Genomic DNA, 26190 nt, shown 5'->3' on the forward strand with positions numbered 1-26190 from the left:
GGTCGGCGTAGCATGGGTGGTCACTTTTCCGCCGGGCGGGCCGCAGCGTGGTCCGCCTCTCACCGCACCGCGAGGGCCCCCGATGACCGATACCGTGTCCGTCCGCCAGTCCGAGCTCGACCTCGAGCGGGGTCGGGTCGCCGAGCGGTACGCCCGCCTCGACGCCCTGCGTGAGGAGAAGGAGCGCCAGCTCGCGGCCGTGCGCCGGACCGGCCCGCAGGGGTCGCTGCAGAACCACTCCGAGCGCGACGCCTTCGCCAGCCTCTACGAGGACCGACTCGCCCAGCTCTACGCCGTGGACGACCGCCTCGTCTTCGGCCGGCTCGACCTCGACGCCGAGCGGGAGGGTGGGGCCGACGAGCAGCGGTACATCGGGCGCATCGGCCTCACCACCGAGGACCACGAGCGCCTCCTCGTCGACTGGCGCGCGGCCGAGGCCGGCGCCTTCTACCAGGCGACGGCGGCCCACCGGGGCCGCGTGCGCCGTCGTCGTCACCTGATGCTGCGGGGGCGCGAGGTGCGCGACCTCGAGGACGACATCCTGGACCCGACGCTGCTGGGCGAGGACGGCGTGCGCGCCGATGCCCAGGGTGCGCTGCTGGCCGCCGTCACCGCCCGACGCACGGGACGGATGGGGGACATCGTCGCCACGATCCAGGCGGAGCAGGACGAGGTGATCCGCGCGCCCCTGCCCGGGGCGGTCGTGGTGCAGGGCGGGCCCGGCACGGGGAAGACCGCCGTCGCCCTGCACCGCGCCGCCTACCTGCTGTACACCCACCGGGAGCGCCTCGCCCGCTCGGGCGTGCTGATCGTCGGCCCCTCGACCGCGTTCATGCGGTACATCGAGCGGGTGCTGCCCTCGCTGGGCGAGACGGGTGTCGTGATGTCCTCGCTGGGGACGCTGATGCCGGGCGTGCGGGCCGTCCCGGAGCGGGACCTCGACGCGGCGGCGGTGAAGGGCCGGCTGGACATGGTGGACGCCGTCGCCCACGCGGTCGCGCAGCGCCAGCGCCTGCTCGTCGAGCCGCGGCGCCTGATGATCGACGGCACGGCCGTCAAGCTCAAGCCGGCCATGGTCCGGCGCGCCCGGGACAAGGCACGGGCCACCCGCAAGCCCCACAACGAGGCCCGGGTGACGTTCGTGAAGATCCTCGTCCGCGAGCTCGCGGAGAAGCTGCGCAAGAAGCTGGAGAAGTCCTCGGGCGCCCCGGTGCAGCGTGACCTCCTGCTGGAGGACGTGCGCACCTCGCGCGACGTGCGCATCGCGCTCAACCTCTGCTGGATGCCGCTGACGCCGGAGAAGCTCATCGGCGACCTCCTCACCCGGGAGGACCTGCTCCGGGCGGCGGCCCCGTGGCTCTCCGACGCCGAGGTCGGCACGCTCCTGCGGCCGGCCGACGCCCCCTGGACCGAGGCCGACGTGCCCCTGCTGGACGAGGCGGCCGAGCTGCTCGGACGCCTCGAGACCCCGGGCCGGGGCGGTGAGTTCGCGGCCCAGCACGAGCGCAACCTCGAGAACGCCAGGGCGTCCCTGGAGAACATGCACCAGACGCTCGCGGACCTGGGCGTCGACGGCGTCGTGGACGCCGAGCAGCTGGCCGCGGCCAATGAGGCACGCGGGGTGCGACGGACCACCGCTGAGACCGCGGCCCACGACCGCACCTGGACGTACGGGCACGTGGTGGTGGACGAGGCTCAGGAGCTCTCTCCGATGCAGTGGCGCCTGCTGGCGCGCCGCTGCCCGATGAAGTCGTTCACCATCGTGGGGGACATCGCGCAGTCCTCCCGTCGTGACGCGGCCGGCTCGTGGGCGTCCGTCCTCGCCCCGGAGTTCGGGGACCGCTGGCGCCTGGAAGAGCTGACCGTGAACTACCGCTCGCCCGCGCGCGTGATGCGCTGGGCCGCGCAGGTCGCACGGGCGGCCGGGCTCGAGGTCTCCCATCCGCGCGCCGTGCGCGAGGGCGACCACCGCCCGCGCCTGGTGACGGAGCCGGGCGGGGACGTCGCGGCCCTGGCCCTCGACGCGGTCGAGGTCGAGCGGGACCGCGTGCCCGAGGCCCTGACCGCCGTGATCGCCCCCGCCGAGCGGACGGGGGAGCTGCTCACGGCCCTCCGGGAGCGGTGGGGGAGGCGGCCGTGGACACCGCGCCGCTGCCCGGCGTCGAGATCGTCGTCGCCACCCCGTGGGAGACCAAGGGGCTGGAGTTCGACACCGTCGTGCTCGTCTCGCCCGAGCGGATCGTGGCCGACGCGCGCGGCGTGGTGGGCGATCTGTACGTGGCGATGACCCGCGCCACCCAGTCGCTGTCCGTCGTCGCCGGGACGGACGCGGCCGCGCTGCCGGCCGGGCTGGCGGACGTCCCGGAGTGAGCCCCGCGGGCGACGTCGCACGTGCACGGCGTCGCGGAGGCGCGCGGGCGCGTCGCTAGGCTGGGGGCTATGGCACCCCAGAACGAGGAGCGCGCGGCCCGACTGCGCGCACAGGCGAACGACCCGAGCTTCGAGAACGTCTGGCAGGAGCTGCGCTGGCGCGGGCTCGTGCACGTCTCGACGGACGAGGCCGCGCTGGAACAGGCGCTGGCCGGGGAGCCCGTCTCGTATTACTGCGGCTTCGACCCGACCGCTCCGTCTCTCCACCTGGGACACCTGGTCCAGCTGCTCACACTGCGCCGCCTGCAGCTCGCCGGCCACCGCCCGTATGCCCTCGTGGGCGGCGCCACCGGCCTCATCGGCGACCCGCGGCAGACCTCGGAGCGCGTCCTGAACTCGCAGGAGACCGTGGCGGCGTGGGTGGAGTCGCTGCGCGCGCAGATCGAGCCGTACCTCTCCTTCGAGGGGGAGAACGCGGCGACCATGGTCAACAACCTGGACTGGACCGCGGGCATGAGCGCGCTGGACTTCCTGCGGGACGTCGGCAAGAACTTCCGCGTCGGCACGATGGTGAAGAAGGAGATCGTGGCCAAGCGCCTGAACTCTGATGAGGGCATCTCCTACACGGAGTTCTCCTACCAGGTGCTGCAGGGCAACGACTTCCTCGAGCTGCACCGCCGGCACGGCGTGACCCTCCAGACCGGCGGCTCCGACCAGTGGGGCAACCTCACCGCCGGCACCGAGCTGATCCGCAAGGTGGAGGGGACCCACGCCCATGCGCTGGGCACGCCGCTGATCACGAACGCGGACGGCACCAAGTTCGGCAAGTCCGAGGGCAACGCCGTCTGGCTCGACGCGGAGATGTGCTCCCCGTACGCCTTCTACCAGTTCTGGCTCAACACGGCGGACGCGGACGTCGTCGACCGGCTCAAGGTCTTCACGTTCCTGACCCGCGCGGAGATCGAGGAGTACGCGCAGAAGGTGGCCGACGAGCCGTTCCGCCGGGAAGCCCAGAGGCGCCTGGCGTGGGAGGTCACGGCGCTGGCCCACGGAGAGGAGACGACGACGAAGGTCATCGAGGCCTCCCAGGCGGTGTTCGGAGGCGGCGACCTCACCACGGTGGACCCGGACACGCTGACCGCCGTGCTGGCCGAGCTGCCGCAGGCCGACCGGACCCAGTGGGAGGGGGAGCCGGGCACCGTGACCGCGGTCGAGCTGCTGGTCTCCACCGGGCTGGTCGCCTCGCGCTCCGAGGCGCGTCGGACGGTGCGCGACGGCGGCGCGTCGGTGAACAACGTGCGGGTGACGGATGCCGACCAGGTGTTCACCCGAGACGACGCCCTCGCCGGCCGGCACCTGCTGGTGCGCCGGGGCAAGAAGAACATGGCGGGTGCGGACCTGGGGGAGGCCTGACCACGGCCGCAGACCACCGGTGTCCACCGGGTCGCCAGAAGTGACCGAGGACACGACGGGCGGCGACGGCGGAGGAACCGCCCACGGGAGGAGCACCGGGCCCCGTTCTCCGCAGGATTCTGCGGAGAACGGGGCCCTCCTTCGTGCCCGGACGCCGGGTGTCACCCCTGATTTTGTGTTCGGTGGGATTCGTGTGTAGAGTTCCATCTCGTGCTCAAGACGCCGACCGGGTGACCGGGAGGCGGGGTGAAGAACACAGAATCCGCGGATTCATGCCGAGAATGGCAGGTCCAGGGCGGGTGGTGCTCACCGGGTGCGCGGCCGGCAGTGATGCGGGTCGGGATTCCTGAAGAAGATGATCTGGTTTGACAGCCGGGAATCATGTGGTAAGCTTTTCAAGGCCTTCCACGTGGATGGTCCGGTGAGTGTCTGACACCGCGTTGAGCGGAGTTGACATGGTCGGATCATGTGGTAAGGTTTTCTAGCCCGACCATGTGAACGGACGGTGAATGCTTCGGACACGGAGTTGACACGGTCGAAACGGATGGTCTAGGATGGAGAAGTTGCTCCAGAGCGAAACGGCCCGCGGAGCGGGTCGCTGAAGCTGGAAGCGCCTGTTGTTTGAGAACTCAATAGTGTGCCAAGTTTGTTGATGCCAATTGTTTTAACACATATTGGTTGATCATCGCCTGCCACCCCCGTGGTGTGGTGATGGTCTGCTAGGTATTGAATGGATGTCGTGGTGGTTATTTCCGGCTGCCACGGTGTTGTTCTGTAATTTTTTTACGGAGAGTTTGATCCTGGCTCAGGATGAACGCTGGCGGCGTGCTTAACACATGCAAGTCGAACGATGAAGCCCAGCTTGCTGGGTGGATTAGTGGCGAACGGGTGAGTAACACGTGAGTAACCTGCCCTTAACTCTGGGATAAGCCTGGGAAACTAGGTCTAATACCGGATAGGAGCGCCTACCGCATGGTGGGTGTTGGAAAGATTTATCGGTTTTGGATGGACTCGCGGCCTATCAGCTTGTTGGTGAGGTAATGGCTCACCAAGGCGACGACGGGTAGCCGGCCTGAGAGGGTGACCGGCCACACTGGGACTGAGACACGGCCCAGACTCCTACGGGAGGCAGCAGTGGGGAATATTGCACAATGGGCGAAAGCCTGATGCAGCGACGCCGCGTGAGGGATGACGGCCTTCGGGTTGTAAACCTCTTTCAGTAGGGAAGAAGCGAAAGTGACGGTACCTGCAGAAGAAGCACCGGCTAACTACGTGCCAGCAGCCGCGGTAATACGTAGGGTGCGAGCGTTATCCGGAATTATTGGGCGTAAAGAGCTCGTAGGCGGTTTGTCGCGTCTGTCGTGAAAGTCCGGGGCTTAACCCCGGATCTGCGGTGGGTACGGGCAGACTAGAGTGCAGTAGGGGAGACTGGAATTCCTGGTGTAGCGGTGGAATGCGCAGATATCAGGAGGAACACCGATGGCGAAGGCAGGTCTCTGGGCTGTAACTGACGCTGAGGAGCGAAAGCATGGGGAGCGAACAGGATTAGATACCCTGGTAGTCCATGCCGTAAACGTTGGGCACTAGGTGTGGGGACCATTCCACGGTTTCCGCGCCGCAGCTAACGCATTAAGTGCCCCGCCTGGGGAGTACGGCCGCAAGGCTAAAACTCAAAGGAATTGACGGGGGCCCGCACAAGCGGCGGAGCATGCGGATTAATTCGATGCAACGCGAAGAACCTTACCAAGGCTTGACATGTTCTCGATCGCCGTAGAGATACGGTTTCCCCTTTGGGGCGGGTTCACAGGTGGTGCATGGTTGTCGTCAGCTCGTGTCGTGAGATGTTGGGTTAAGTCCCGCAACGAGCGCAACCCTCGTTCCATGTTGCCAGCACGTAATGGTGGGGACTCATGGGAGACTGCCGGGGTCAACTCGGAGGAAGGTGAGGACGACGTCAAATCATCATGCCCCTTATGTCTTGGGCTTCACGCATGCTACAATGGCCGGTACAATGGGTTGCGATACTGTGAGGTGGAGCTAATCCCAAAAAGCCGGTCTCAGTTCGGATTGGGGTCTGCAACTCGACCCCATGAAGTCGGAGTCGCTAGTAATCGCAGATCAGCAACGCTGCGGTGAATACGTTCCCGGGCCTTGTACACACCGCCCGTCAAGTCACGAAAGTCGGTAACACCCGAAGCCGGTGGCCTAACCCTTGTGGGGGGAGCCGTCGAAGGTGGGACCAGCGATTGGGACTAAGTCGTAACAAGGTAGCCGTACCGGAAGGTGCGGCTGGATCACCTCCTTTCTAAGGAGCATTAGTGCCCGTTGCATCACCGCGTGTGTGATGGCGGGTTGCTCATGGGTGGAACATCAATGAATGGTGCCAGTGGTGGTGCCGGCAGTGCTCGAGTACGTCATGCCTTTGCGGGTGTGGTTGGAATGGGTGGTGTTGGTGGCTGCGAGCTGGTGTTGGCACACTGTTGGGTCCTGGAACAGCAGGTGCCCTGACCTGTGAGGGTTGGGGTTGTTGTTTCTGGTCTCCGTGCCTTGTGAAGCTGGCCTTGAGGGTTGGTGGATGGGGTGTGGGTTGTTGTTTGAGAACTGCATAGTGGACGCGAGCATCTTATTTTTTGTTGCTGCATCGTTGATCGCACTGTTCCCCCTGGGGTGGTGTGTGAGGTGTGGTGATGCCGAGAATGACATCTTAGTTAGATATTGCTCATTTGAGGACTTTCATTGTGTGTGAAAGTTTCCAAGGGCGCATGGTGGATGCCTTGGCAACAGGAGCCGAAGAAGGACGTGGGAATCTGCGATAAGCCTGGTGGAGTCGATAACCGGACGTTGAGACCAGGATTTCCGAATGGGGAAACCCCGCACGACGTGTCGTGTGACCCCCGGTTGAACACATAGACCGGGTGGAGGGAACGTGGGGAAGTGAAACATCTCAGTACCCACAGGAAGAGAAAACAAAAGTGATTCCGTTAGTAGTGGCGAGCGAACGCGGATGGGGCTAAACCGTATGTGTGTGATACCCGGCAGGGGTTGCATGTGCGGTGTTGTGGGCCCCTCCTTGTCATGTCTGCCGGCATGGCGCAGTGAGGTGCGGGCATATAGACGAACCAGTGTGGATGCTGGACCGTAGAGGGTGAGAGTCCCGTAGTCGAAATGTGTTCCGCCGCTGTTGGAGGGTTGCCCGAGTAGCACGGGGCCCGAGGAATCCCGTGTGAATCTGCCAGGACCACCTGGTAAGCCTGAATACTACCTGTTGACCGATAGCGGATCAGTACCGTGAGGGAATGGTGAAAAGTACCCCGGGAGGGGAGTGAAATAGTACCTGAAACCATGTGCCTACAAACCGTTGGAGCCTCCTTGTGGGGTGACAGCGTGCCTTTTGAAGAATGAGCCTGCGAGTTAGTGATACGTGGCGAGGTTAACCCGTGTGGGGAAGCCGTAGCGAAAGCGAGTCTGAATAGGGCGATTGAGTCGCGTGTCCTAGACCCGAAGCGGAGTGATCTACCCATGGCCAGGTTGAAGCGCGTGTAAGAGCGCGTGGAGGACCGAACCCACTTCAGTTGAAAATGGAGGGGATGAGCTGTGGGTAGGGGTGAAAGGCCAATCAAACTCCGTGATAGCTGGTTCTCCCCGAAATGCATTTAGGTGCAGCGTCACGTGTTTCTTCCCGGAGGTAGAGCTACTGGATGGACGATGGGCCCTACAAGGTTACTGACTTCAGCCAAACTCCGAATGCCGGGAAGTGAGAGCGTGGCAGTGAGACTGTGGGGGATAAGCTTCATAGTCGAGAGGGAAACAGCCCAGACCACCGGTTAAGGCCCCTAAGCGTGTGCTAAGTGGGAAAGGATGTGGAGTTGCTGAGACAACCAGGAGGTTGGCTTAGAAGCAGCCACCCTTGAAAGAGTGCGTAATAGCTCACTGGTCAAGTGATTCCGCGCCGACAATGTAGCGGGGCTCAAGTACACCGCCGAAACCGTGGCATTCAGTTTTGCTGGATGGGTAGGGGAGCGTCGTTCACGAGGTGAAGCCAGCGGGTAACTTCTGGTGGATTGTGGACGAGTGAGAATGCAGGCATGAGTAGCGAAAGACGGGTGAGAAACCCGTCCGCCGGATGACTAAGGGTTCCAGGGTCAAGCTAATCTGCCCTGGGTAAGTCGGGACCTAAGGCGAGGCCGACAGGCGTAGTCGATGGACAACGGGTTGATATTCCCGTACCAGTGAAGAACCGCCCATGCTGAGCCGGTGATACTAACCGCCCGAACCATCCCGAACCCCGTCTTTGACGGGGTCGGTGATGGGGAGCGCGGGACCTGAACCGGGGAGGCAAGCGCATTAACAGGTGTGACGCAGGAAGGTAGCCGGGCCGGGCAATGGAAATGACCTGGTCTAAGGGTGTAGGGCTGCCGGTAGGTAAATCCGCCGGCTGTATGCCTGAGACCTGATGGGCGCCCACGTGGTGGGTGATCCGGTGATCCTATGCTGCCTAGAAAAGCATCGGCGCGAGGTTCAAACTGCCCGTACCCTAAACCGACACAGGTGGTCAGGTAGAGAATACTAAGGCGATCGAGAGAATCATGGTTAAGGAACTCGGCAAAATGCCCCCGTAACTTCGGGAGAAGGGGGGCCCCAACCTTGAGCACCACGTGCTGGTGTGAGGGGATCGGGGCCGCAGAGACCAGGGGGAAGCGACTGTTTATCAAAAACACAGGTCCATGCGAAGTCGTAAGACGATGTATATGGACTGACTCCTGCCCGGTGCTGGAAGGTTAAGGGGACCCGTTAGCTTCGGCGAAGCGGAGAACTTAAGCCCCAGTAAACGGCGGTGGTAACTATAACCATCCTAAGGTAGCGAAATTCCTTGTCGGGTAAGTTCCGACCTGCACGAATGGAGTAACGACTTCCCCGCTGTCTCAACCATGAACTCGGCGAAATTGCATTACGAGTAAAGATGCTCGTTACGCGCAGAAGGACGGAAAGACCCCGTGACCTTTACTATAGTTTGGTATTGGTATTCGGTGTGACTTGTGTAGGATAGGTGGGAGACTGTGAAGCGGGCACGCCAGTGTTCGTGGAGTCGCCGTTGAAATACCACTCTGGTCACTCTGGATATCTAACTTCGGCCCGTGATCCGGGTCAGGGACAGTGCCTGATGGGTAGTTTAACTGGGGCGGTTGCCTCCCAAAATGTAACGGAGGCGCCCAAAGGTTCCCTCAGCCTGGTTGGCAATCAGGTGTCGAGTGCAAGTGCACAAGGGAGCTTGACTGTGAGAGTGGCAGCTCGAGCAGGGACGAAAGTCGGGACTAGTGATCCGGCGGCTCGTTGTGGAACGGCCGTCGCTCAACGGATAAAAGGTACCTCGGGGATAACAGGCTGATCTTGCCCAAGAGTCCATATCGACGGCATGGTTTGGCACCTCGATGTCGGCTCGTCGCATCCTGGGGCTGGAGTAGGTCCCAAGGGTTGGGCTGTTCGCCCATTAAAGCGGTACGCGAGCTGGGTTCAGAACGTCGTGAGACAGTTCGGTCCCTATCCTCTGCGCGCGTTGGAAATTTGAGAAGGTCTGTCCTTAGTACGAGAGGACCGGGACGGACGAACCTCTGGTATGTCAGTTGTACCGCCAGGTGCATGGCTGATTAGCTACGTTCGGGATGGATAACCGCTGAAAGCATCTAAGCGGGAAGCCGGCTTCGAGATGAGATTTCCTTGCCCCTTTGAGGGTGTGAGGCCCCCAGCTAGAACACTGGGTTGATAGGCTGGATGTGGAAGCGAGGACTGAAGACTCGTGAAGCTGACCAGTACTAATAGGCCGATGACTTACACACACTCTTATCCCATTGCTTGCTTCAAGGTGATGGGTTGGTGTTCGCGTCCACTGTGCGGTTGTCTGATTGCAGCCGGCTGTCTGCTTGTTGGTGGATGGTTGGGGTGTTTCAGTTGAATAGTGTCACTGTTGTGTGACCCGTAGGTTTCCCTGCTGTTGCCCGTGTTGAGGGTGGTGGTGTGGGGTTAGGGTTACGGCGGTCATAGCGTGGGGGAAACGCCCGGTTCCATTCCGAACCCGGAAGCTAAGGCCCACAGCGCCGATGGTACTGCAGCCGGGAGGTTGTGGGAGAGTAGGTCGCCGCCGGACATTCTTTGAGGGAGGGCCTCGCACCGTTGGGTGCGAGGCCCTTCCCGCATTTCTGGACTGTTTTCCCCGCAAGGACGGTCTGCCACAGGCTCCGGGCACTAGCCTGGTCCCCTGAGGACCCGGCCGCGAGGCCGGCACATGAGGAACAGAGACCGCGTTCCCGCGGACCGTCGCGGCGTGACGCCCAGGAAGGACACCATGGCTGAGGACACCCCCCGAGAGCGCCGCGAGGACCGCGGATCCGAGGGCCGCGGGCCCCGTGGTGGCGGTGATGGCCGGCGTCGTGGTGGTGACCGCGACGGACGTCCTCGCAGCGGTGCCGGTGACCGGCGCCGCTCCGGCGGGCCTCACGAGGACCGGCGGCGCGGCCCGGGCCAGGGGGCGGACGCCCCGAGCGCCGCGGTGCGCCGACGGGCCCTCGTCGCGAGGACCGCGCCGAACGACCCGCGCACAATCCCGGTGACCTCCGAGCGGCGAATCGTGCGGACCAGGAGCGCTCTCCGGACATCGACCCGGACGTGACGGGCCAGGAGCTCGACCGCGGCACGCTCAAGGAGATCAACGGCCTTGACGAGCGTCCTGCCAGCTGGGTCGCCAAGCATCTCGTGATGGCCGGCCGCTACCTGGACGTCGACCCGGCGCTGGCGTTCCAGCACGCCCTCGCCGCGTCCCGCAAGGGCGGCCGCCTCTCACGCGTGCGCGAGGCAGTCGCGCTCACCGCCTACGCGGCGGGGGAGTACGCCGACGCGCTGCGCGAGTTCCGCACCTACCGGCGTATGACGGGCGATGACACCCACATCGCCGCGCAGGTGGACAGCGAGCGTGCCCTCGGCCGCACGGAGAAGGCCCTGCAGCTGGCCGCCGAGGTGGATGCCTCGCGTCTGGACCGGGCGGCGCGGGCCGAGCTGGCCATGGTCGTCTCCGGCATCCGCGAGGATGCCGGCGACCTTCAGGGTGCCCATGAGGCCCTGCAGATCCCGGAACTGGACCGGCGGCGCGGCTACCCCTTCTCTCCCCGGCTGTTCCAGCGTCAGGCCGACGTGCTGCTCGCCCTGGGGCGCCGCGACGAGGCTCGGCTCTGGGCGCGTGCCGTGCGCGTCGCGGAGAAGGCCCTCGGCGTGGGCGGGTTCGCGGACCCGGAGATCATCGACGTGGACACCGAGCCGGTCGAGGACCCCCGGGACCGCCGCCCGTCCCCCCGCGAACGGCGCCACGAGCGGTATGCGGCCGAGGCCGGTGCGGAGCCGACGGCGGACGGATCCCCGGCCGAGGAGCCGGAGGCCGCCACGGAGCCGACCGAGGCGCCCCGGCCGGAGGCCGCCGCAGAGCCGCCGGCCGCCGTCGACGCGCCGGACGAGGTCGACCCGAACCAGCTGTCGCTGTTCGACGCCCTCGAGGCCCCGGAGGCGGACGAGCGGTGAGCGCCACGTTCTTCGCCGGTCACGACGGGCTGCTGTGCGACCTGGACGGCGTCGTCTACGCCGGAGGCGGCGCGATCGCCGGGGCGGTCGAGACGCTGTCGACGCTGCAGGAACGGGGCGTGCCGGTCGGGTTCGTGACGAACAACGCCTCCCGCGCGCCGGAGTCTGTGGCCGAGCATCTCCGCACGCTCGGGGTGCCCGCGCAGGCGGGGCAGGTCTTCGGCTCCGCACCGGCGGGCGTCGACCTGCTCGAGGAGACGCTCGGCCGCCGCACCGGCCGGGTGCTCGTGGTCGGCTCGGCGTACCTGCGCGCCGTGGTCGAGGAGCGGGGCTACGAGGTGGTCGCGTCCGCGGCGCAGCGTCCCGACGCGGTGATCCAGGGCTTCGACCCCGGTCTCGGCTGGGCCGATCTGGCGGAGGCGGCGTACGCCGTGCGCGCCGGGGCCACCTGGGTCGCCACCAACCTGGACACCTCGATCCCGCGCGCGGAGGGGATCGCCCCCGGCAACGGGGCCCTCGTCGAGGCGGTGGGCCGGGCCACCGGCACCGCGCCCGTCGCGGCGGGCAAGCCCGAGCCACGACTGTTCCGGACGGCGGCCGAGGCCCTCGGCCTGGCCCGTCCCCTCGTGGTCGGCGACCGCCTGGACACGGACATCCGCGGCGGCAACGCGGCGGGGTTCGACACGGTGCTCGTCCTGACCGGCATCGACACGCGCGAGACCGCGGCCGCCGCCCCCGGGCCGGACCGGCCCACGTGGGTCCGTGCGCACCTGCCCGCTCTGCTCGCCGGCGGGGCCGAGGCCTTCGCGGACCCACGGCGTGGCTGAGACCGCACGCGCCGACGTCGCCCTGGCCGCCCGGGGCCTGGCCCGCTCCCGCACGGAGGGCGCGGCGCTCATCCGCGCGGGGCAGGTCCTCCTCGACGGCCGCCCGGTGCGCCGGCCCTCCGACCGCGTGGCCGCCGACGCCACGCTGCGCCTGCGCGACCCGGGCCCGCGGTACGTCTCCCGTGCGGCCCACAAGCTCGTCAGCGCGCTCGAGGCATTCCCGGACGTCGCCGTGGCCGGCCGCCGGGCGCTCGACGCCGGGGCCTCCACCGGCGGATTCACCCAGGTCCTCCTCGAGCGGGGCGCCGAACGGGTGGCCGCCGTCGACGTGGGCCACGACCAGCTGGCCCCGCCCGTCCAGGCCGACCCCCGCGTCCTCGTGCGCGAGGGGCTCAACGTCCGCGACCTCAGGGCCGAGGACATCGACGGTCCGGTGGACCTGGTGGTCTCCGACCTGTCCTTCATCTCGCTGCGCCTCGTCCTCGCCCCGCTCGCGGGCGTGTGCCGACCCGGCGCGGAGCTGCTGCTCATGGTCAAGCCCCAGTTCGAGGTCGGGCGGCGCGCCCTGCCGCGCTCCGGCGTCGTCACCGATCCGGACGCCCGCCGCGACGCCGTCGCCGGGGTGGCCGCGGCCGCGCTGGGCGCCGGCCTCGCCCCCCGCGGCCTCACCCGATCCGGCCTGGCCGGCCAGGACGGGAACGCCGAGTTCTTCCTGCGGCTCCACCGCCCCGACGCCACCGCGGCCGACGACCCGGCCGGCAGGACGAGCCCGGCCACGCCCGCCGACGAGCGCGCCGCCGGGTGGGTCCGGGGCGCCCACATCGACTGGTCCTGACCCGCGTCCGGGGGCGCCGCCCGTCCACGGGCGCGGGGCCACCGGTTCGCGTGTCCGATCTCGTGGCTATCCTGGAGCGCAGTGCCCGGCACCCCGGCTCGCGGAAGGAACCATGCCCTACACCCCCGGACGTCGTGTCCTCGTCCTGACCCACACGGGCCGCGAGGACGCCATCAGCGCGGCGCTGCAGGCCACCCGCATGTTCGCGGAGGAGGGCCTGGTCAGCGTCATGCTCGAACAGGACGTGGCCGCCATCCGCGCGGCCGCGGGGGACCCCCGGAGTTCGCGCCGGAGGCCCTCGGGGTCGACTGCGAGCTCGAGGACATCACCCTCGGCCTCGTCCTCGGCGGCGACGGCTCGGTGCTGCGGGCGGCCGACTTCGTCCGCGGCCACAACGTGCCACTGCTGGCGGTGAACCTGGGCCACGTCGGCTTCCTCGCCGAGTCCGAGCGCACCGACCTGCACCGCACCGTCCAGGCGATCGCCTCGGAGTCCTACGTGGTGATCGAGCGCATGGCCCTGGACGTCGTCGTGCTCGTGGAGGGCCGCGAGGTGGCCCGCACGTGGGCCCTCAACGAGGCCTCCGTGGAGAAGTCCCACCGGGAGCGGATGCTCGAGGTGGTCGTCTCCGTGGACAACTCGCCGCTGACGGCCTTCGGCTGCGACGGCGTCGTCCTGGCCACCCCCACCGGCTCCACCGCCTACGCCTTCTCCGGCGGGGGCCCCGTCGTGTGGCCCTCCGTGGAGGCCCTGCTGTGCGTGCCCATCAGCGCCCACGCCCTGTTCACCCGCCCCCTCGTGGTGGGTCCGCGCTCCACGATCGGCGTGGACGTGCTCACCCGCACCCGCGAGACCGGTGTGCTGTGGTGTGACGGCCGGCGCACCGTCGAACTGCCGCCGCAGGCCCGGATCGAGGTGTCCCGGTCGGCGGAGCCGGTGCGCCTGGCCCGTCTCAACCCGACGCCCTTCGCGGAACGGCTCGTGCGCAAGTTCCGGCTGCCCACGGACGGCTGGCGCGGCCCCGTCACCGCCCAGGAGCGGGCGGGCGTGCTCCACGCGGTGGAGACCGTCGAGCCGCGGCACGCGGGGCCGCGTCCCGACGTCGTCGAACCGGCCACCATGCCGCTGTCGGTGCTCTCGCCCGCGGACATCCAGCGCCACCGCGACCGCGGGGCGCGTCACCCCGGGGAGGACGCATGATCGACCATCTGAGGATCTCGGGGCTCGGCGTGATCGGCGAGGCCACCGTGGACCTGGACCCCGGCTTCACCGTCGTCACCGGCGAGACCGGCGCCGGCAAGACCATGGTGGTCACCGCCCTGGGCCTGCTGCTCGGCGCTCGCGCCGACGCGGGCGCGGTCCGCCGGGGCTCGTCCCGTGCCGTCGTGGACGCCGGCGTCCGCCTGCCCGAGGCGCACGCCGCGCTCGCCCTCGCCGAGGACGCCGGGGCCGTGCTGGACGAGGCCGACGAGGGCGTCCGGGAGCTCGTCCTGAGCCGCAGCGTCACGGCGTCCGGGGAGGGGACCCGCTCGCGCGCCGCCGCCGGCGGGCGGACCGTGCCCGTCGGCCTGCTCGCCGAGATCGGGGCGACCCTCGTGGCCGTGCACGGCCAGAACGACCAGGTCCGCCTCCAGGGCGCCGACGCCCAGCGGCACGCCCTCGATGCGTTCGGCGGCGCCGAGCTCGCCGCGGCCCTGCGCGCCTACCGCGCGGACCACGCCGCCTGGACCGCCGCGCGTCGGGAGCGCGAGGAGCTCACCGCCCACCGCCAAGAGCGGGCCCGCGAAGCCGAGGCGCTCCAGCGCTCGCTCGAGGAGATCGACCTCGCCGAGCCGCAGGAGGGCGAGGACGAGGAGCTGCGGGCTCTCATCCGCCGGCTCGAGGACGTCGAGGAGCTGCGCGCCGCCTCCGGGGAGGCACACGCCCGACTGGCCGGCCCCGACGTGGACACGATGGACGAGACCCCCGGCGCCGTCAGCCTCGTGGAGGCGGCGCAGCAGGCCGTGCTCGCCGCCCCCGGCGACGACCCCGAGCTCGCCGCCGCGGCCGCGCGCCTGGCCGAGGCCGCCGTCGTGCTCACGGACATCGCCGGCGACCTGGCCCGCTACACCGCTGACCTGGACGCCGACGCGGCCTCCGACCTCGACGCGGCCCAGTCGCGGCTGGCCGAGCTCACACGACTGCAGCGGCTCTACGGGCCGGAGCTCGCCGACGTGATCGACTGGGCCCGGACCCAGCGTCCGCGCCTGGACGAGCTGCAGGGCGACTCCGGCCGCCTCGAGGAGCTCGAGGCGGAGGTCGACCGGCTCGACGCCGCGCTGCGCGAACGGGCCGCGACCCTCACCGCCCTGCGCACCGCGGCCGCCGAGCGGCTCGAGACCGCGGTGACCGAGGAGCTGCACGCCCTGTTCATGCCGGACGCCTCCTTCCACGTGGGACTGACGCCGGTCGCCGGGGACGGTCTCGGCCCGTACGGCGCTGAGGACGTCACGCTCGCCCTGCGCCCCCACGCGGGCGTCGAGCCCCGGCCCCTGGGCCGCGGCGCCTCCGGCGGCGAGCTCTCCCGCGTGATGCTCGCCCTCGAGGTGGTCCTGGCCGCCACGGACCCGGTGCCCACCTTCGTGTTCGACGAGGTCGACGCCGGCGTGGGCGGTGAGGCCGCCGTGCGGATCGGGGCCCGCCTGGCCCGGCTCGCCCGCCACGTGCAGGTCATCGCCGTGACGCACCTGCCCCAGGTCGCCGCCTACGCGGACCGGCACGTGCGGGTGGAGAAGAACTCGGACCCGGCCGCGGGTGTGACCACCTCCGACGTCGTGACGCTGACGGCCGACGAACGGGTCGAGGAGCTCGCCCGCATGCTCGCCGGGCACGGGGACTCCGCGGCGGCCCGCGAGCACGCCCGGGAGCTGCTCGAGTCCTCCGCCCGCGAACGCGGCTGACCCGGTCCGCGGACGCCGCCCCGACATGAAAGGATCGCCCCATGCCTGAGATCCCCGCGTCCGCGGGACGCTCGCCCCTGCGCGACCTGCACGTCCCCCGCCCGGTGAAGAAGTCGAAGACCGTCTACGAAGGCCGAGTGTGGGACATCGCCCGGGAGTCGTTCCGCCTGGACCCGGCGGACAAGTCCCAGGATCCCCTGACCCGGGAGCTGATGGTGCACCCGGGCGCCGTGGCGATCCTCGCGGTCCGCACCAAGCTCACCACCACCGGCCCCCGCGAGCAGGTGGCCCTCGTCCGCCAGTACCGCCACCCCGTGGGCATGGAGCTGTGGGAGATCCCGGCGGGCCTGCGGGACGTGGACGGGGAGGACCTCCACCAGGTCGCCGTCCGTGAGCTGGCCGAGGAGGCCGACCTGCGCGCCCTCGAGTGGCACACCCTCGTCGACTACTACACGACCCCGGGCGGCTCCAGCGAGGCGATCCGCGTGTTCCTGGCCCGTCAGATCGAAGAGATCCCCGACGGCGAGCGGCACACCCGGCAGGACGAGGAGGCCGCCATGCCGCTCGTGTGGGTCGGCGTCGACGAGGTGACCGACGCCGTCCTGGATGGGCGCGTGCACAACCCCTCCACGGTCGTGGCGATCCTCGCCCTGTGCGCCCACCGCGCCCAGGGGTGGCGGCGCCTGCGCCCCGTGGACGCCCCCTTCGTCCCGGACCGCCACGGCCCCGGGGCGGACTGGCCCGCGTGAGCACCGACCCGGCCGCCCGGGGGAGCGGCGAGGCCGAGGCCCGTGGGGGCCGGGGCGCGGAGTCCGCGCTCGCGGCCCCGTTCCGCCGCCACCTGGAGCACCTGGCCGTCGAGCGGGGCCTCGCCGCGAACACGCTGGCCGCCTACCGCCGCGACCTCGAGCGCTACCGCCGCTGGCTCGAAGCCCACGGGGTGCGCGCCCCCGCCGACGTCGACCCCGGCCACGTCTCCGGCTTCCTGCGGGCGCTGGGCACCGGCGAGGACGGCGGGCGGCCCCTCGCGGTCCGCTCGGCGGCCCGCGTGCTCGCGGCCGTGCGCGGCCTGCACCGGTTCTGGGCCCTCGAGGGACTCACGCCCGCCGACCCCGCCCGCGACGTCCACCCGCCGAAGCCGGGCGACCGCCTGCCGAAGGCGCTCCCCGTGGAGCAGGTGACGGCGCTGCTGGAGGCCGTGCCCGTCGACACCCCCGCCGGACTGCGGGACCGCGCGCTGCTCGAGTTCCTCTACGGCACCGGCGCCCGCATCTCCGAGGTGGTCGGCCTCGACGTCGACGACGTGGTGGGGCTCGCGCAGACCGGGGACGACGGCGGCCAGCCCGTGGTCCGCCTGTTCGGCAAGGGGTCCAAGGAGCGCGTGGTGCCGATCGGCTCCTACGCGGCCGCCGCGCTCGACGCATGGCTGGTGCGGGGACGGCCCACGATCATGACGGGAGTCACACGCTCCACGCCCGCCCTGTTCGTCAACGCCCGCGGGGGCCGGCTCTCCCGGCAGTCCGCGTGGGCCGTGCTGAAGCGGGCGGCCGAGCGCGCCGGCCTCGAGGCGGACGTCTCGCCCCACACCCTGCGCCACTGCTTCGCCACGCACCTGCTGGCCGGCGGCGCGGACGTCCGCGTGGTCCAGGAGCTGCTCGGGCACGCGTCCGTGACCACCACGCAGGTGTACACCCTCGTCACCGTGGACTCCCTGCGCGAGGTCTACTCCGCCGCGCATCCGCGCGCGCGCTGAGCCCCGCACCTGATACGCTCAAAATCCGTGGTGAAACGAACTTCTCGTACTCAGACGTCCACGCGCGTCACCCGTCACGTGTTCGTGACCGGCGGTGTCGCCTCCTCCCTCGGCAAGGGGCTCACGGCCTCCTCGCTCGGCCACCTGCTCAAGGCGCGCGGGCTCAGGGTGGTGATGCAGAAGCTCGACCCCTACCTCAACGTGGACCCGGGCACCATGAACCCGTTCCAGCACGGCGAGGTGTTCGTCACCGAGGACGGCGCCGAGACGGACCTGGACATCGGCCACTACGAGCGCTTCCTCGACGAGGACCTCGACGGCCTGGACAACGTGACCACCGGCCAGGTGTACTCCACCGTGATCGCCCGCGAGCGCCGCGGCGAGTACCTCGGGGACACCGTCCAGGTCATCCCGCACATCACCGACGAGATCTGCCGCCGGATGCGCCTGCCCGCGGAGCCCCGCGGCGACCGCCCCGCCCCGGACGTGATCATCACGGAGATCGGCGGCACCGTCGGCGACATCGAGTCGCAGCCCTTCCTCGAGGCCGCCCGCCAGGTCCGCCAGGACGTCGGCCGCGACGACGTCTTCTTCCTGCACGTCTCCCTCGTGCCGTACATCGGCCCCTCGCAGGAGCTCAAGACCAAGCCCACACAGCACTCCGTGGCCGCCCTGCGCTCGATCGGCATCCAGCCGGACGCGATCGTGCTGCGCTCGGACCGGGCCGTCCCCGACGATGTCCGCGGCAAGATCGCCCGCATGTGCGACGTCCCGCAGGACGCCGTCGTCAACTGCGCCGACGCCCCCTCCATCTACGACATCCCCCGCGTCATCCACGACCAGGGCCTCGACGCCCACGTGGTGCAGTCCCTGGACCTGAAGTTCAAGGACGTGGACTGGACCGCGTGGGATGCCCTCATGGACGCCGTGCACCACCCGGAGCACGAGCTCACGGTGGCGCTCGTGGGCAAGTACGTGGACCTGCCGGACGCCTACCTGTCCGTCACCGAGGCGCTGCGCGCCGGTGGCTTCGCCCACCGGGCCAAGGTGGGCATCCGCTGGGTGGCCGCGGACGAGTGCGCCACCCCCGAGGGCGCGGCGGTGGCGCTCGCGGACGTCGACGCCGTGTGTGTGCCCGGCGGCTTCGGCGTGCGCGGGCTCGAGGGCAAGCTCGGCGCGCTGCGGCACGCCCGCGAGCAGCGGATCCCGACGCTGGGTCTGTGCCTGGGCCTGCAGTCCATGGTCATCGAGTACGCCCGCAACGTCCTCGGCCTGGAGGACGCGGACTCCACCGAGTTCGACCCGGAGACCGCCTCGCCCGTGATCGCCACCATGGCCGAGCAGGAGCAGATCGTGGCCGGCGAGGGGGACCTCGGCGGCACCATGCGCCTGGGCGCCTTCCCCGCGACCCTGCGCCCGGGCTCCGTGGTGGCCGAGGCCTACGGCACCACCGAGGTGACCGAGCGCCACCGCCACCGCTACGAGGTGAACAACGCCTACCGCGACCGCCTCGAGGAGGCCGGTCTCGCGATCTGCGGCACCTCCCCGGACGGCGCCCTCGTGGAGTTCGTGGAGCTGCCCCGGGACGTGCACCCGTACTACGTGTCCACGCAGGCCCACCCGGAGTTCTCCTCCCGGCCGACCCGCCCGCACCCGCTGTTCGCCGGCCTCGTCGCCGCCGGCCTGGCCCGCCGCGCCGACGCGGCGGCCCGGCGCTGAGGGGCCGACGACCGGCCCGACACAGTGGTCACGACACGCCGTCGCCGCGCCCGGCACGCGGCGTGTCGTGACCACTCTGCGAGGGCGTCGCACCGATGACGACACGACGACGGCGGGCCGCCCCACCCGGGGCGACCCGCCGTCGTCGTGCACGCGGCACCGCGCCGCGAGCGAATGGGGCGACGTGTCGGAGGTGATCTGCGTCTACACCTCCGACAAGTCGCCCCGACCGCCCCTCACGAGGCTCAGCCCGCCGGCAGCTCCCGCTGCTCGGGGCCGTCGTAGGCCGAGAGCGGGCGGATCAGCGCGTTCGCGGCGCGCTGCTCCATGATGTGGGCGGTCCAGCCGGTGATGCGCGAGGCGATGAAGATCGGCGTGAACAGCTCGGTGTCGAAGCCCATGAGGTGATACGTCGGGCCGGCGGGGTAGTCGAGGTTCGGCTTGATCTGCTTGGCCTCGTCCATGGCCTGCTCCAGACCGTCGTACAGGCCGAGCATCTCCTCGCGGCCGTAGTGCTCGATCATCCGGTCCAGTGCGGCCTTCATGGTGGGCACGCGGGAGTCCCCGTTCTTGTAGACGCGGTGGCCGAAGCCCATGACCTTCTTCTTCTGGGCCAGGGCGTCCTCCATCCACGCCTTCGCTCGGGCGGCGGCGTCCTCACGGGACTCCTCCTTCCGGATGCCGATCTCGTCGAAGGTGTGCATCACGGCCTCGTTGGCGCCGCCGTGCAGCGGGCCCTTGAGCGCGCCGATCGCACCGGTCACGGCCGAGTGCAGGTCGGAGAGCGTCGAGGTGATCACGCGCGCGGTGAAGGTCGAGGCGTTGAACGAGTGCTCGGCGTACAGCACCATCGAGACGCGGAACGCGTCCACGACCTCCGGGGCGGCCTCCTCGCCGAACGTCATCCAGAGGAAGTTCTGCGAGTAGTCCAGGTCCTCGCGCGGCTCCACCACGTCCTGGCCGCGGCGGCGGCGCTGGTCGTAGGCGACGACGGCCGGGAACGCCGCGAACAGGGCCTGGGCCTTCTCCAGCTCGGCCTCGGGGGAGGAGTCCTCCGCCTTCGGGTGGTTCGCGCCGAGCACGGACACGGCGGTGCGGCCGACGTCCATGGGGTGGCAGTCGGTGGGCAGCAGGTCGATGGCCTGCTTCACCTTCGGGTCGAGGGCACGGTGGGCGCGCTCGAAGCGCTCGAACGCGGCCAGCTCCTCGTCCGTGGGCAGCTCGCCCGTCCAGAGCAGCAGCGCGACGGCCTCGAACGAAAGCTGCGCGGCCAGGTCCTGCACGGGGTAGCCGCGATACAGCAGGGAGTTCGTCTCCGGGTTGACCTTGGAGATCGCCGTGGTGTCCACGACGACGCCGGCCAGGCCCTTCTTGATCTCGGTCTCGGTCATGGTGTCCCTCCTCGGGGAGTGGGGCCCGCCCGCGCACGGGCGGGCCCGGTGACGGGTCAGAGGTCGGCGTGGTTGGCGCCGATGTCGAGCGTGGGCACGTCGAAGTTGAAGATGCCCGTGTCGAAGGCGTTGTAGCCCTCGTAGTCCACCAGCTCGTAGAGGCGGGCGCGGGTGAGCATCTGCTCCACCTGCGACTGCTGGGTGCCCTCCTCCTTGATGGCGTCGAGCACGCGCTCGGCGGCGCCCATCGCGGAGCGCAGCAGGGTGACCGGGTAGATCACCATCGCGACGCCGGCGTCCGCCAGCTGCTGGCGGGTGAACAGCTCGGACTTGCCGAACTCGGTCATGTTCGCCAGGACCGGGACCCCGAGGGGCTCCAGCTCGCGACACACGGTCTCGAACTCGCCGATGTCCTTCAGGGCCTCCGGGAAGATCGCGTCCGCACCGGCCTCCACGAGCGCCTTCATGCGGGCGATCGCGGCGTCCAGGCCTTCCACGGCCCGCAGGTCGGTGCGCGCCATGATGAGGAAGTTCGGGTCCCGGCGGGCGTCGACGGCGGCGGCGATGCGCTTGACCGCGGTGTCGAGGTCCACCATGTTCTTGCCGTCGAGGTGGCCGCACCGCTTGGGGTTGAACTGGTCCTCGATGTGGCAGCCGGCCAGGCCGGCGTTCTCGAACTCCTGCACCGTGCGGGCCACGTTCATCGGCTCGCCGAAGCCCGTGTCCGCGTCGATGAGGCACGGCAGGTCCGTGAGGCGGGCGATCTGCCCGCCGCGCACGGCCACCTCGGTGAGCGTGGTCAGCCCGACGTCGGGCAGGCCCAGCTCGTTCGCGAGCACGCCACCGGAGATGTACACCCCGGGGAAGCCCTTCTCCTGGATCAGCTTGGCGGTCAGCGGGGTGAACGCGCCCGGGAACTGCTGGGCGCCGCCCTGTTTCAGGGTCTGCCGCAGGTCGATCCGCTTCTCTTCGGCCGTCTTCGTCGAGTACAGCATCAGAACAGGCCCTTCGGGGCGGCGGCGAGGTCGGCCTCGGACAGGAACGCCGGGTCCGCCAGGATGTTCAGCTGGTCCAGCTCGCCGGGCTGCAGCTCGGCCACGCGCTCGGCGGCGGCCAGGAAGCGGTCCTGCTCCTCCTTCGAGACGATGCCCTCGGCCAGGGTGCGGAACTTCTGGATGTACTGTTCGCGGGCGAACGGCCGGGCGCCGAGCGGGTGGGCGTCGGCCACGGCGATCTCGTCGGTGATGACGGTGCCGTCCTTGAGGGTGATCTCCACCGCGCCGCCGAACGCCTTCTCCGCGAGGTCCAGCGAGTGGTAGCGGCGGGTCCACTCCGGGTCCTCCACGGTGGTCACCTTGTGCCACAGGGCGACGGTGTCCTCGCGCTGGGCGCGCTCGGGGGCGTAGGAGTCCACGTGGTGCCAGGAGCCGTCCTGCAGGGCCACGGTGAAGATGTAGGGGATCGAGTGGTCGAGGGTCTCGCGCGAGGCCGTCGGATCGTACTTCTGCGGGTCGTTGGCGCCCGAGCCGATCACGTAGTGGGTGTGGTGCGAGGTCTTGATCAGCACCGACTCGACGTTCGCCGGGTCGGTGGCCTCCGGGTGCTCCCTGTGGAGCTTGCGGGCCAGGTCGATCCAGGCCTGGGCCTGGTACTCGGCCGAGTGCTCCTTGGTGTAGGTGTCCAGGATGCCGCGCTTGGGCTCGCCCTGCTCGGGCAGCGGCACCTCGTAGGAGGCGTCCGGGCCGTCCAGCAGCCAGGCGATCACGCCGTCCTCGCCCTCGTAGATCGGGACGGGGGAGGTCTGGCCGCGCATGGCGCGGTCCACGGCCTCGACGGCCATCTTGCCGGCGAACGCCGGGGCGTGGGCCTTCCACGTGGAGATCTCGCCCTTGCGGGACTGGCGGGTGGCGGTGGTGGTGTGCAGGCCCTGGCCGATGGCCTGGAAGATGGTCTCGGTGTCCAGGCCGAGCAGGGTGCCGATGCCGGCGGAGGCGGAGGGGCCGATGTGGGCCACGTGGTCGATCTTGTGGCCGTACAGGTTGATGGACTTCACGAGGTCCACCTGGATCTCGTAGCCGGTGGCGATGCCGCGGATCAGGTCCTTGCCGGAGCGGCCGGCGTGCTGGGCGACGGCGAGGATCGGCGGGATGTTGTCGCCCGGGTGGGAGTACTCGGCGGCCAGGAACGTGTCGTGGTAGTCCAGCTCGCGGACGGCCACGCCGTTGGCCCACGCGGCCCACTCGGGGGAGACCTTCTGCTCCACACCGAACACGGAGGCGCCCTCGCCGCCGGTGGAGACCGGGTGGGACAGGGCCTGGGCGCGGGCGGCGACGATCGGGCCGCGCTTCAGCGAGGCGACGGCGACGGAGGCGTTGTCGATGATCCGGTTGATGATCATCTCCTCGACCTCGGGCAGCACCTCGACGTCGTCGACGGCCACCTCGGCCAGCTTCCAGGCCAGCTGGTCCTTGCGCTCGAGGTTCTCCTCGGAGCGGTGGACGCGCACGTGATGGTTCTTCATGGTCGGTCTCCTTCGGTGGGGGTCAGCAGGGTCGGGGTCTCCTCGGCGCGGCCGCGCCGGGTCAGATGGTGGAAGGCGTGGTGCAGGTGGACCCGCGTGGTCGCCTCCGCGAGGTCCGCGGCGCCCGAGCCGACGGCGTCGGCGATGTCCGCGTGCTCCGCGGCGGAGGCCGCGAGGCGGGCCGGGTCGTCCGCGGCCAGGCGGCGCAGGCGCGCCAGGTGCAGGCGCAGGGTGCGCAGGGTGGAGACGAGGTAGGGGTTCGCGGCGGCCTCGTCCAGCCGGCTGTCCAGCTCGGCCGTCATCGCGTAGTAGTCCGCCGGGTCGGTCCCGCCGCGCAGGGCCGCCTCGGCCTCCTGGAAACGGCCCGCGAGGACCGCGAACCGCTCGGCCGCCTCCGGGGTGGCCCGCTGCGCGGCCCGGCGCGCCAGGAGGGACTCGAGGGCGATGCGCAGGTCGAACAGCTGGTCCGCCTGTTCGAGGGACAGGTCGGCGACGACGATGCCCCGTCCCGGGGCCTGCTCGGCCAGGCCGTCGGCCACCAGGCGGGAGAGCGCCTCGCGCAGAGGGGTGCGCGAGATGCCCAGGCGCTCGGCCTGCTCCACCTCGCCCAGGCCCGCGCCCGGAGGGAGGGACCAGTCGAGGATCTCCGCCCTCAGGGCCTGGTACGCCCGCTCGCTCGCTCGCATGCCGCCAGTGTATACACAACAGTCCCGCCGAGGGCAGGGGTTGTGTCCGATGCGCGTGCCGGGCGACGCCGTCCACGGAAAGCGTCGTCCGGCGTGCGGGGGCTGGGTGGTGCGTCCCCGGCGCGGGACTCGCGCGTGCCGCCACGCCTCACTGACGGGGCAAGAAATGTATACAGATCCCTTGCCCCCTGTGATCCACGGCACTACCCTGGGCGCATGGCGACCCACCATGCCCCCACCGAAGACCGTCCCTCCGGCGCGTACGCCGACGCCCACGCCCGCGCCCTCCGCGACCCCGAGGGGTTCTGGCTCGACGCGGCGCGCGCCATCGACTGGACCGTCGCGCCCACGCGCGCCCTCGACGACTCCGCCGCGCCCCTGTACCGCTGGTTCCCGGACGGCGAGCTGAACACCGCCTTCAACTGCCTGGACCGGCACGTCGAGGCGGGCCGCGGGGACGCCGTCGCGCTGATCCACGACTCCGCGATGACCGGTGAGGTCACCCGCTACACGTACGCCGAGCTCACGGACGCGGTGGCCCGCCTGGCCGGCGCCCTGGCCGCGCGCGGCGTCGGCAAGGGCGACCGCGTCCTCGTGTACCTGCCGATGATCCCGCAGGCCCACATCGCGATGCTGGCGTGCGCGCGGCTCGGCGCGGTGCACTCCGTGGTCTTCGGCGGCTTCGCCCCGCGCGAGCTCGCCTCCCGCATCGACGACGCCGCCCCCGACGTCGTGCTCACCTGCTCCGGCGGCATCGAGCCCAAGCGCCGGGTCGAATACCTGCCCGCCGTGGCCGAGGCGCTCGAGACCGCCGCGCACCCCGTGCGCACGGTGCTGGTCCACCACCGCGAGGGCTTCGAGACCGCGCTCGCGGACGCCGACGGGCGCGGGGGCGCGAGCTGGGAGGACTGGGGCGAGGCCGTCGCGGCCGCCGAGCCGGCCGACTGCGTCCCGGTGCGGGCCACCGACCCGCTGTACGTGCTGTACACCTCGGGCACCACCGGCAAGCCCAAGGGCGTCGTCCGGGACAACGGAGGCCACGCCGTCGCCCTGCGCTGGACCATGGAGCACATCTACGACGTCGGCCCGGGGCAGGCGATGTGCACCGCCTCGGACGTGGGCTGGGTCGTGGGCCACTCCTACATCGTCTACGGACCGCTGCTGGCCGGGGCCACCACGGTGATGTACGAGGGCAAGCCCGTGGGCACGCCCGACGCCGGCGCGTTCTGGCGGCTCATCGAGGACCACGGGGTCCGGTCCTTCTTCACGGCCCCCACGGCGCTGCGCGCGATCCGCCGCGCCGACCCCGAGGGCGAGCTGCTCCAGGCCCACGACCTGTCCTCCCTGCGGCACTTCTTCGCCGCCGGCGAGCGCCTGGACCCGGAGACGCAGCGGTGGATCGAGGGCCTGCTGGGCATGCCGGTGATCGACCACTGGTGGCAGACCGAGACCGGCTGGGCCATCGCAGCGAACCCCGTGGGGATGGAACAGCTGCCGGTGAAGATCGGCTCGTCGTCTGTGCCCTCGCCAGGCGTGGACCTCGTGGTCCTCGACGCCATGGGCGAGCCCGTGCCCGCCGGGACCGAGGGCAACATCGCCCTGCGGCTGCCGCTGCCCCCGGGCACCCTGCCGACCCTGTGGGGCGACGACCAGCGCTACATCGACTCCTACCTCAGCGCGTTCCCCGGCCACTACGCGACCGGCGACTCCGGCCTCGTGGACGAGGACGGCTACGTGTTCGTGCTCGGGCGCACCGACGACGTCATCAACGTCTCCGGGCACCGGCTGTCCACGGGCGTCCTCGAGGCCGCTCTGGCCTCCCACCCGGCGGTGGCCGAGTGCGCCGTGATCGGCGTCGCGGACCCGCTCAGGGGCCAGCGGCCCTCGGGCTACGTGGTCCTCAAGTCCGGCGTCGAGACGCCCGAGCCCGGCTCCGAGGCCGAGGCCGCGCTCCTGGACGCGCTGCGTCAGGCGGTGCGCCGCGAGGTGGGCCCGGTGGCGGACTTCCGCGACGTCGTCGTGGTGGACGCGCTGCCCAAGACCCGCTCGGGCAAGATCCTGCGCAAGACCATGCGGCAGATGGCCGACGGCGAGGAGTACGCGGTTCCCTCGACCATCGAGGACCCCGCCGTGCTCGAGGCCCTGGCCGGGGTGCTGCGCCCGGCCCGCTGAG

General features: G+C 69.9%; 13 protein-coding genes, 3 rRNA genes and 2 pseudogenes. 14 read left to right on the plus strand and 4 right to left on the minus strand.

What is annotated here, in order from left to right; all coding sequences use genetic code 11:
- The first annotated feature begins 82 nt into the window (after positions 1–82).
- From POD19_RS07615 to POD19_RS07675, 13 genes and pseudogenes are all read left to right on the plus strand, one after another.
- A pseudogene (locus POD19_RS07615) lies at positions 83–2370 on the plus strand (HelD family protein).
- Positions 2371–2439: 69 nt separating this feature from the next.
- On the plus strand, positions 2440–3783 hold the full coding sequence (gene tyrS, locus POD19_RS07620; protein ID WP_078025586.1) for a tyrosine--tRNA ligase: 1344 nt from the start codon (positions 2440–2442) through the stop codon (positions 3781–3783).
- 782 nt (positions 3784–4565) lie between these two features.
- Positions 4566–6088, plus strand: a 16S ribosomal RNA gene (locus POD19_RS07625).
- 437 nt (positions 6089–6525) lie between these two features.
- Positions 6526–9617, plus strand: a 23S ribosomal RNA gene (locus POD19_RS07630).
- Between the two features lie 191 nt (positions 9618–9808).
- Positions 9809–9925 (plus strand): 5S ribosomal RNA (gene rrf, locus POD19_RS07635).
- Together the 16S, 23S and 5S rRNA genes form the textbook arrangement of a ribosomal RNA operon.
- Before the next feature lie 518 nt (positions 9926–10443).
- The gene (locus tag POD19_RS07640; RefSeq protein WP_223247459.1) at positions 10444–11346 is read left to right on the plus strand and encodes a hypothetical protein; all 903 of its coding nucleotides are present in this window, start codon (positions 10444–10446) and stop codon (positions 11344–11346) included.
- Positions 11343–12173, plus strand: coding sequence for an HAD-IIA family hydrolase (locus tag POD19_RS07645; RefSeq protein ID WP_049147786.1), 831 nt, complete (start codon positions 11343–11345; stop codon positions 12171–12173). Before POD19_RS07640 ends, POD19_RS07645 begins: the two co-directional genes overlap by 4 nt.
- On the plus strand, positions 12166–13008 hold the full coding sequence (locus POD19_RS07650; protein WP_073117428.1) for a TlyA family RNA methyltransferase: 843 nt from the start codon (positions 12166–12168) through the stop codon (positions 13006–13008). Before POD19_RS07645 ends, POD19_RS07650 begins: the two co-directional genes overlap by 8 nt.
- 112 nt (positions 13009–13120) lie before the next feature.
- A pseudogene (locus tag POD19_RS07655) lies at positions 13121–14208 on the plus strand (NAD kinase).
- Positions 14205–15947: a DNA repair protein RecN gene (gene recN / locus POD19_RS07660; protein WP_036383274.1), complete on the plus strand. Its 1743-nt coding sequence runs from the start codon at positions 14205–14207 to the stop codon at positions 15945–15947. Before POD19_RS07655 ends, recN begins: the two are co-directional and overlap by 4 nt.
- Positions 15948–15988: 41 nt before the next feature.
- Complete coding sequence (locus POD19_RS07665) at positions 15989–16696, plus strand: NUDIX domain-containing protein (protein ID WP_101966169.1); 708 nt, start codon at positions 15989–15991, stop codon at positions 16694–16696.
- The gene (gene xerD / locus POD19_RS07670; RefSeq protein WP_101966168.1) at positions 16693–17700 is read left to right on the plus strand and encodes a site-specific tyrosine recombinase XerD; all 1008 of its coding nucleotides are present in this window, start codon (positions 16693–16695) and stop codon (positions 17698–17700) included. The genes POD19_RS07665 and xerD overlap by 4 nt, the downstream gene beginning before the upstream one ends.
- Before the next feature lie 9 nt (positions 17701–17709).
- Positions 17710–19419 (plus strand): CTP synthase, encoded by a 1710-nt coding sequence (locus POD19_RS07675; RefSeq protein WP_080695883.1) that lies wholly within the window; start codon positions 17710–17712, stop codon positions 19417–19419.
- A 245-nt stretch (positions 19420–19664) separates the two neighbouring features.
- On the opposite strand, the gene POD19_RS07680 is transcribed toward POD19_RS07675, so the two are convergent.
- Genes POD19_RS07680 through POD19_RS07695 form a run of 4 tightly spaced genes read right to left on the minus strand, consistent with a single transcriptional unit; the run spans position 19665 to position 24017 of the window.
- Positions 19665–20810, minus strand: coding sequence for a bifunctional 2-methylcitrate synthase/citrate synthase (locus tag POD19_RS07680; RefSeq protein ID WP_063189202.1), 1146 nt, complete (start codon positions 20808–20810; stop codon positions 19665–19667).
- A 56-nt stretch (positions 20811–20866) separates the two neighbouring features.
- A complete protein-coding gene (prpB, locus tag POD19_RS07685; protein ID WP_100057873.1) occupies positions 20867–21805 on the minus strand; it encodes a methylisocitrate lyase in 939 nt (312 codons plus the stop codon).
- Positions 21805–23331 carry an MmgE/PrpD family protein gene (locus POD19_RS07690; protein ID WP_100057874.1) on the minus strand — a complete coding sequence of 509 codons (1527 nt, stop codon included), beginning with the start codon at positions 23329–23331 and terminating at the stop codon, positions 21805–21807. Before POD19_RS07690 ends, prpB begins: the two co-directional genes overlap by 1 nt.
- The gene (locus tag POD19_RS07695; RefSeq protein ID WP_113914474.1) at positions 23328–24017 is read right to left on the minus strand and encodes a GntR family transcriptional regulator; all 690 of its coding nucleotides are present in this window, start codon (positions 24015–24017) and stop codon (positions 23328–23330) included. Before POD19_RS07695 ends, POD19_RS07690 begins: the two co-directional genes overlap by 4 nt.
- 216 nt (positions 24018–24233) lie before the next feature.
- On the opposite strand from POD19_RS07695, the gene POD19_RS07700 reads away from it, so the two are divergent.
- Positions 24234–26189 carry an AMP-binding protein gene (locus tag POD19_RS07700; RefSeq protein WP_113914475.1) on the plus strand — a complete coding sequence of 652 codons (1956 nt, stop codon included), beginning with the start codon at positions 24234–24236 and terminating at the stop codon, positions 26187–26189.
- Position 26190 lies beyond the last annotated feature (1 nt).

The organism is Micrococcus sp. GPGPB33 (assembly GCF_037853785.1).
In the GTDB taxonomy this organism is placed as follows: Bacteria; Actinomycetota; Actinomycetes; order Actinomycetales; family Micrococcaceae; genus Micrococcus; species Micrococcus luteus.

Coding starts and splice junctions, on each gene's coding strand:
- tyrS (WP_078025586.1), top strand. CDS start 2,440: ATGGCACCCCAGAACGAGGAGCGCGCGGCCCGACTGCGCGCACAGGCG.
- recN (WP_036383274.1), top strand. CDS start 14,205: ATGATCGACCATCTGAGGATCTCGGGGCTCGGCGTGATCGGCGAGGCC.
- POD19_RS07665 (WP_101966169.1), top strand. CDS start 15,989: ATGCCTGAGATCCCCGCGTCCGCGGGACGCTCGCCCCTGCGCGACCTG.
- POD19_RS07680 (WP_063189202.1), bottom strand. CDS start 20,810: ATGACCGAGACCGAGATCAAGAAGGGCCTGGCCGGCGTCGTCGTGGAC.
- prpB (WP_100057873.1), bottom strand. CDS start 21,805: ATGCTGTACTCGACGAAGACGGCCGAAGAGAAGCGGATCGACCTGCGG.
- POD19_RS07690 (WP_100057874.1), bottom strand. CDS start 23,331: ATGAAGAACCATCACGTGCGCGTCCACCGCTCCGAGGAGAACCTCGAG.
- POD19_RS07695 (WP_113914474.1), bottom strand. CDS start 24,017: ATGCGAGCGAGCGAGCGGGCGTACCAGGCCCTGAGGGCGGAGATCCTC.
- POD19_RS07700 (WP_113914475.1), top strand. CDS start 24,234: ATGGCGACCCACCATGCCCCCACCGAAGACCGTCCCTCCGGCGCGTAC.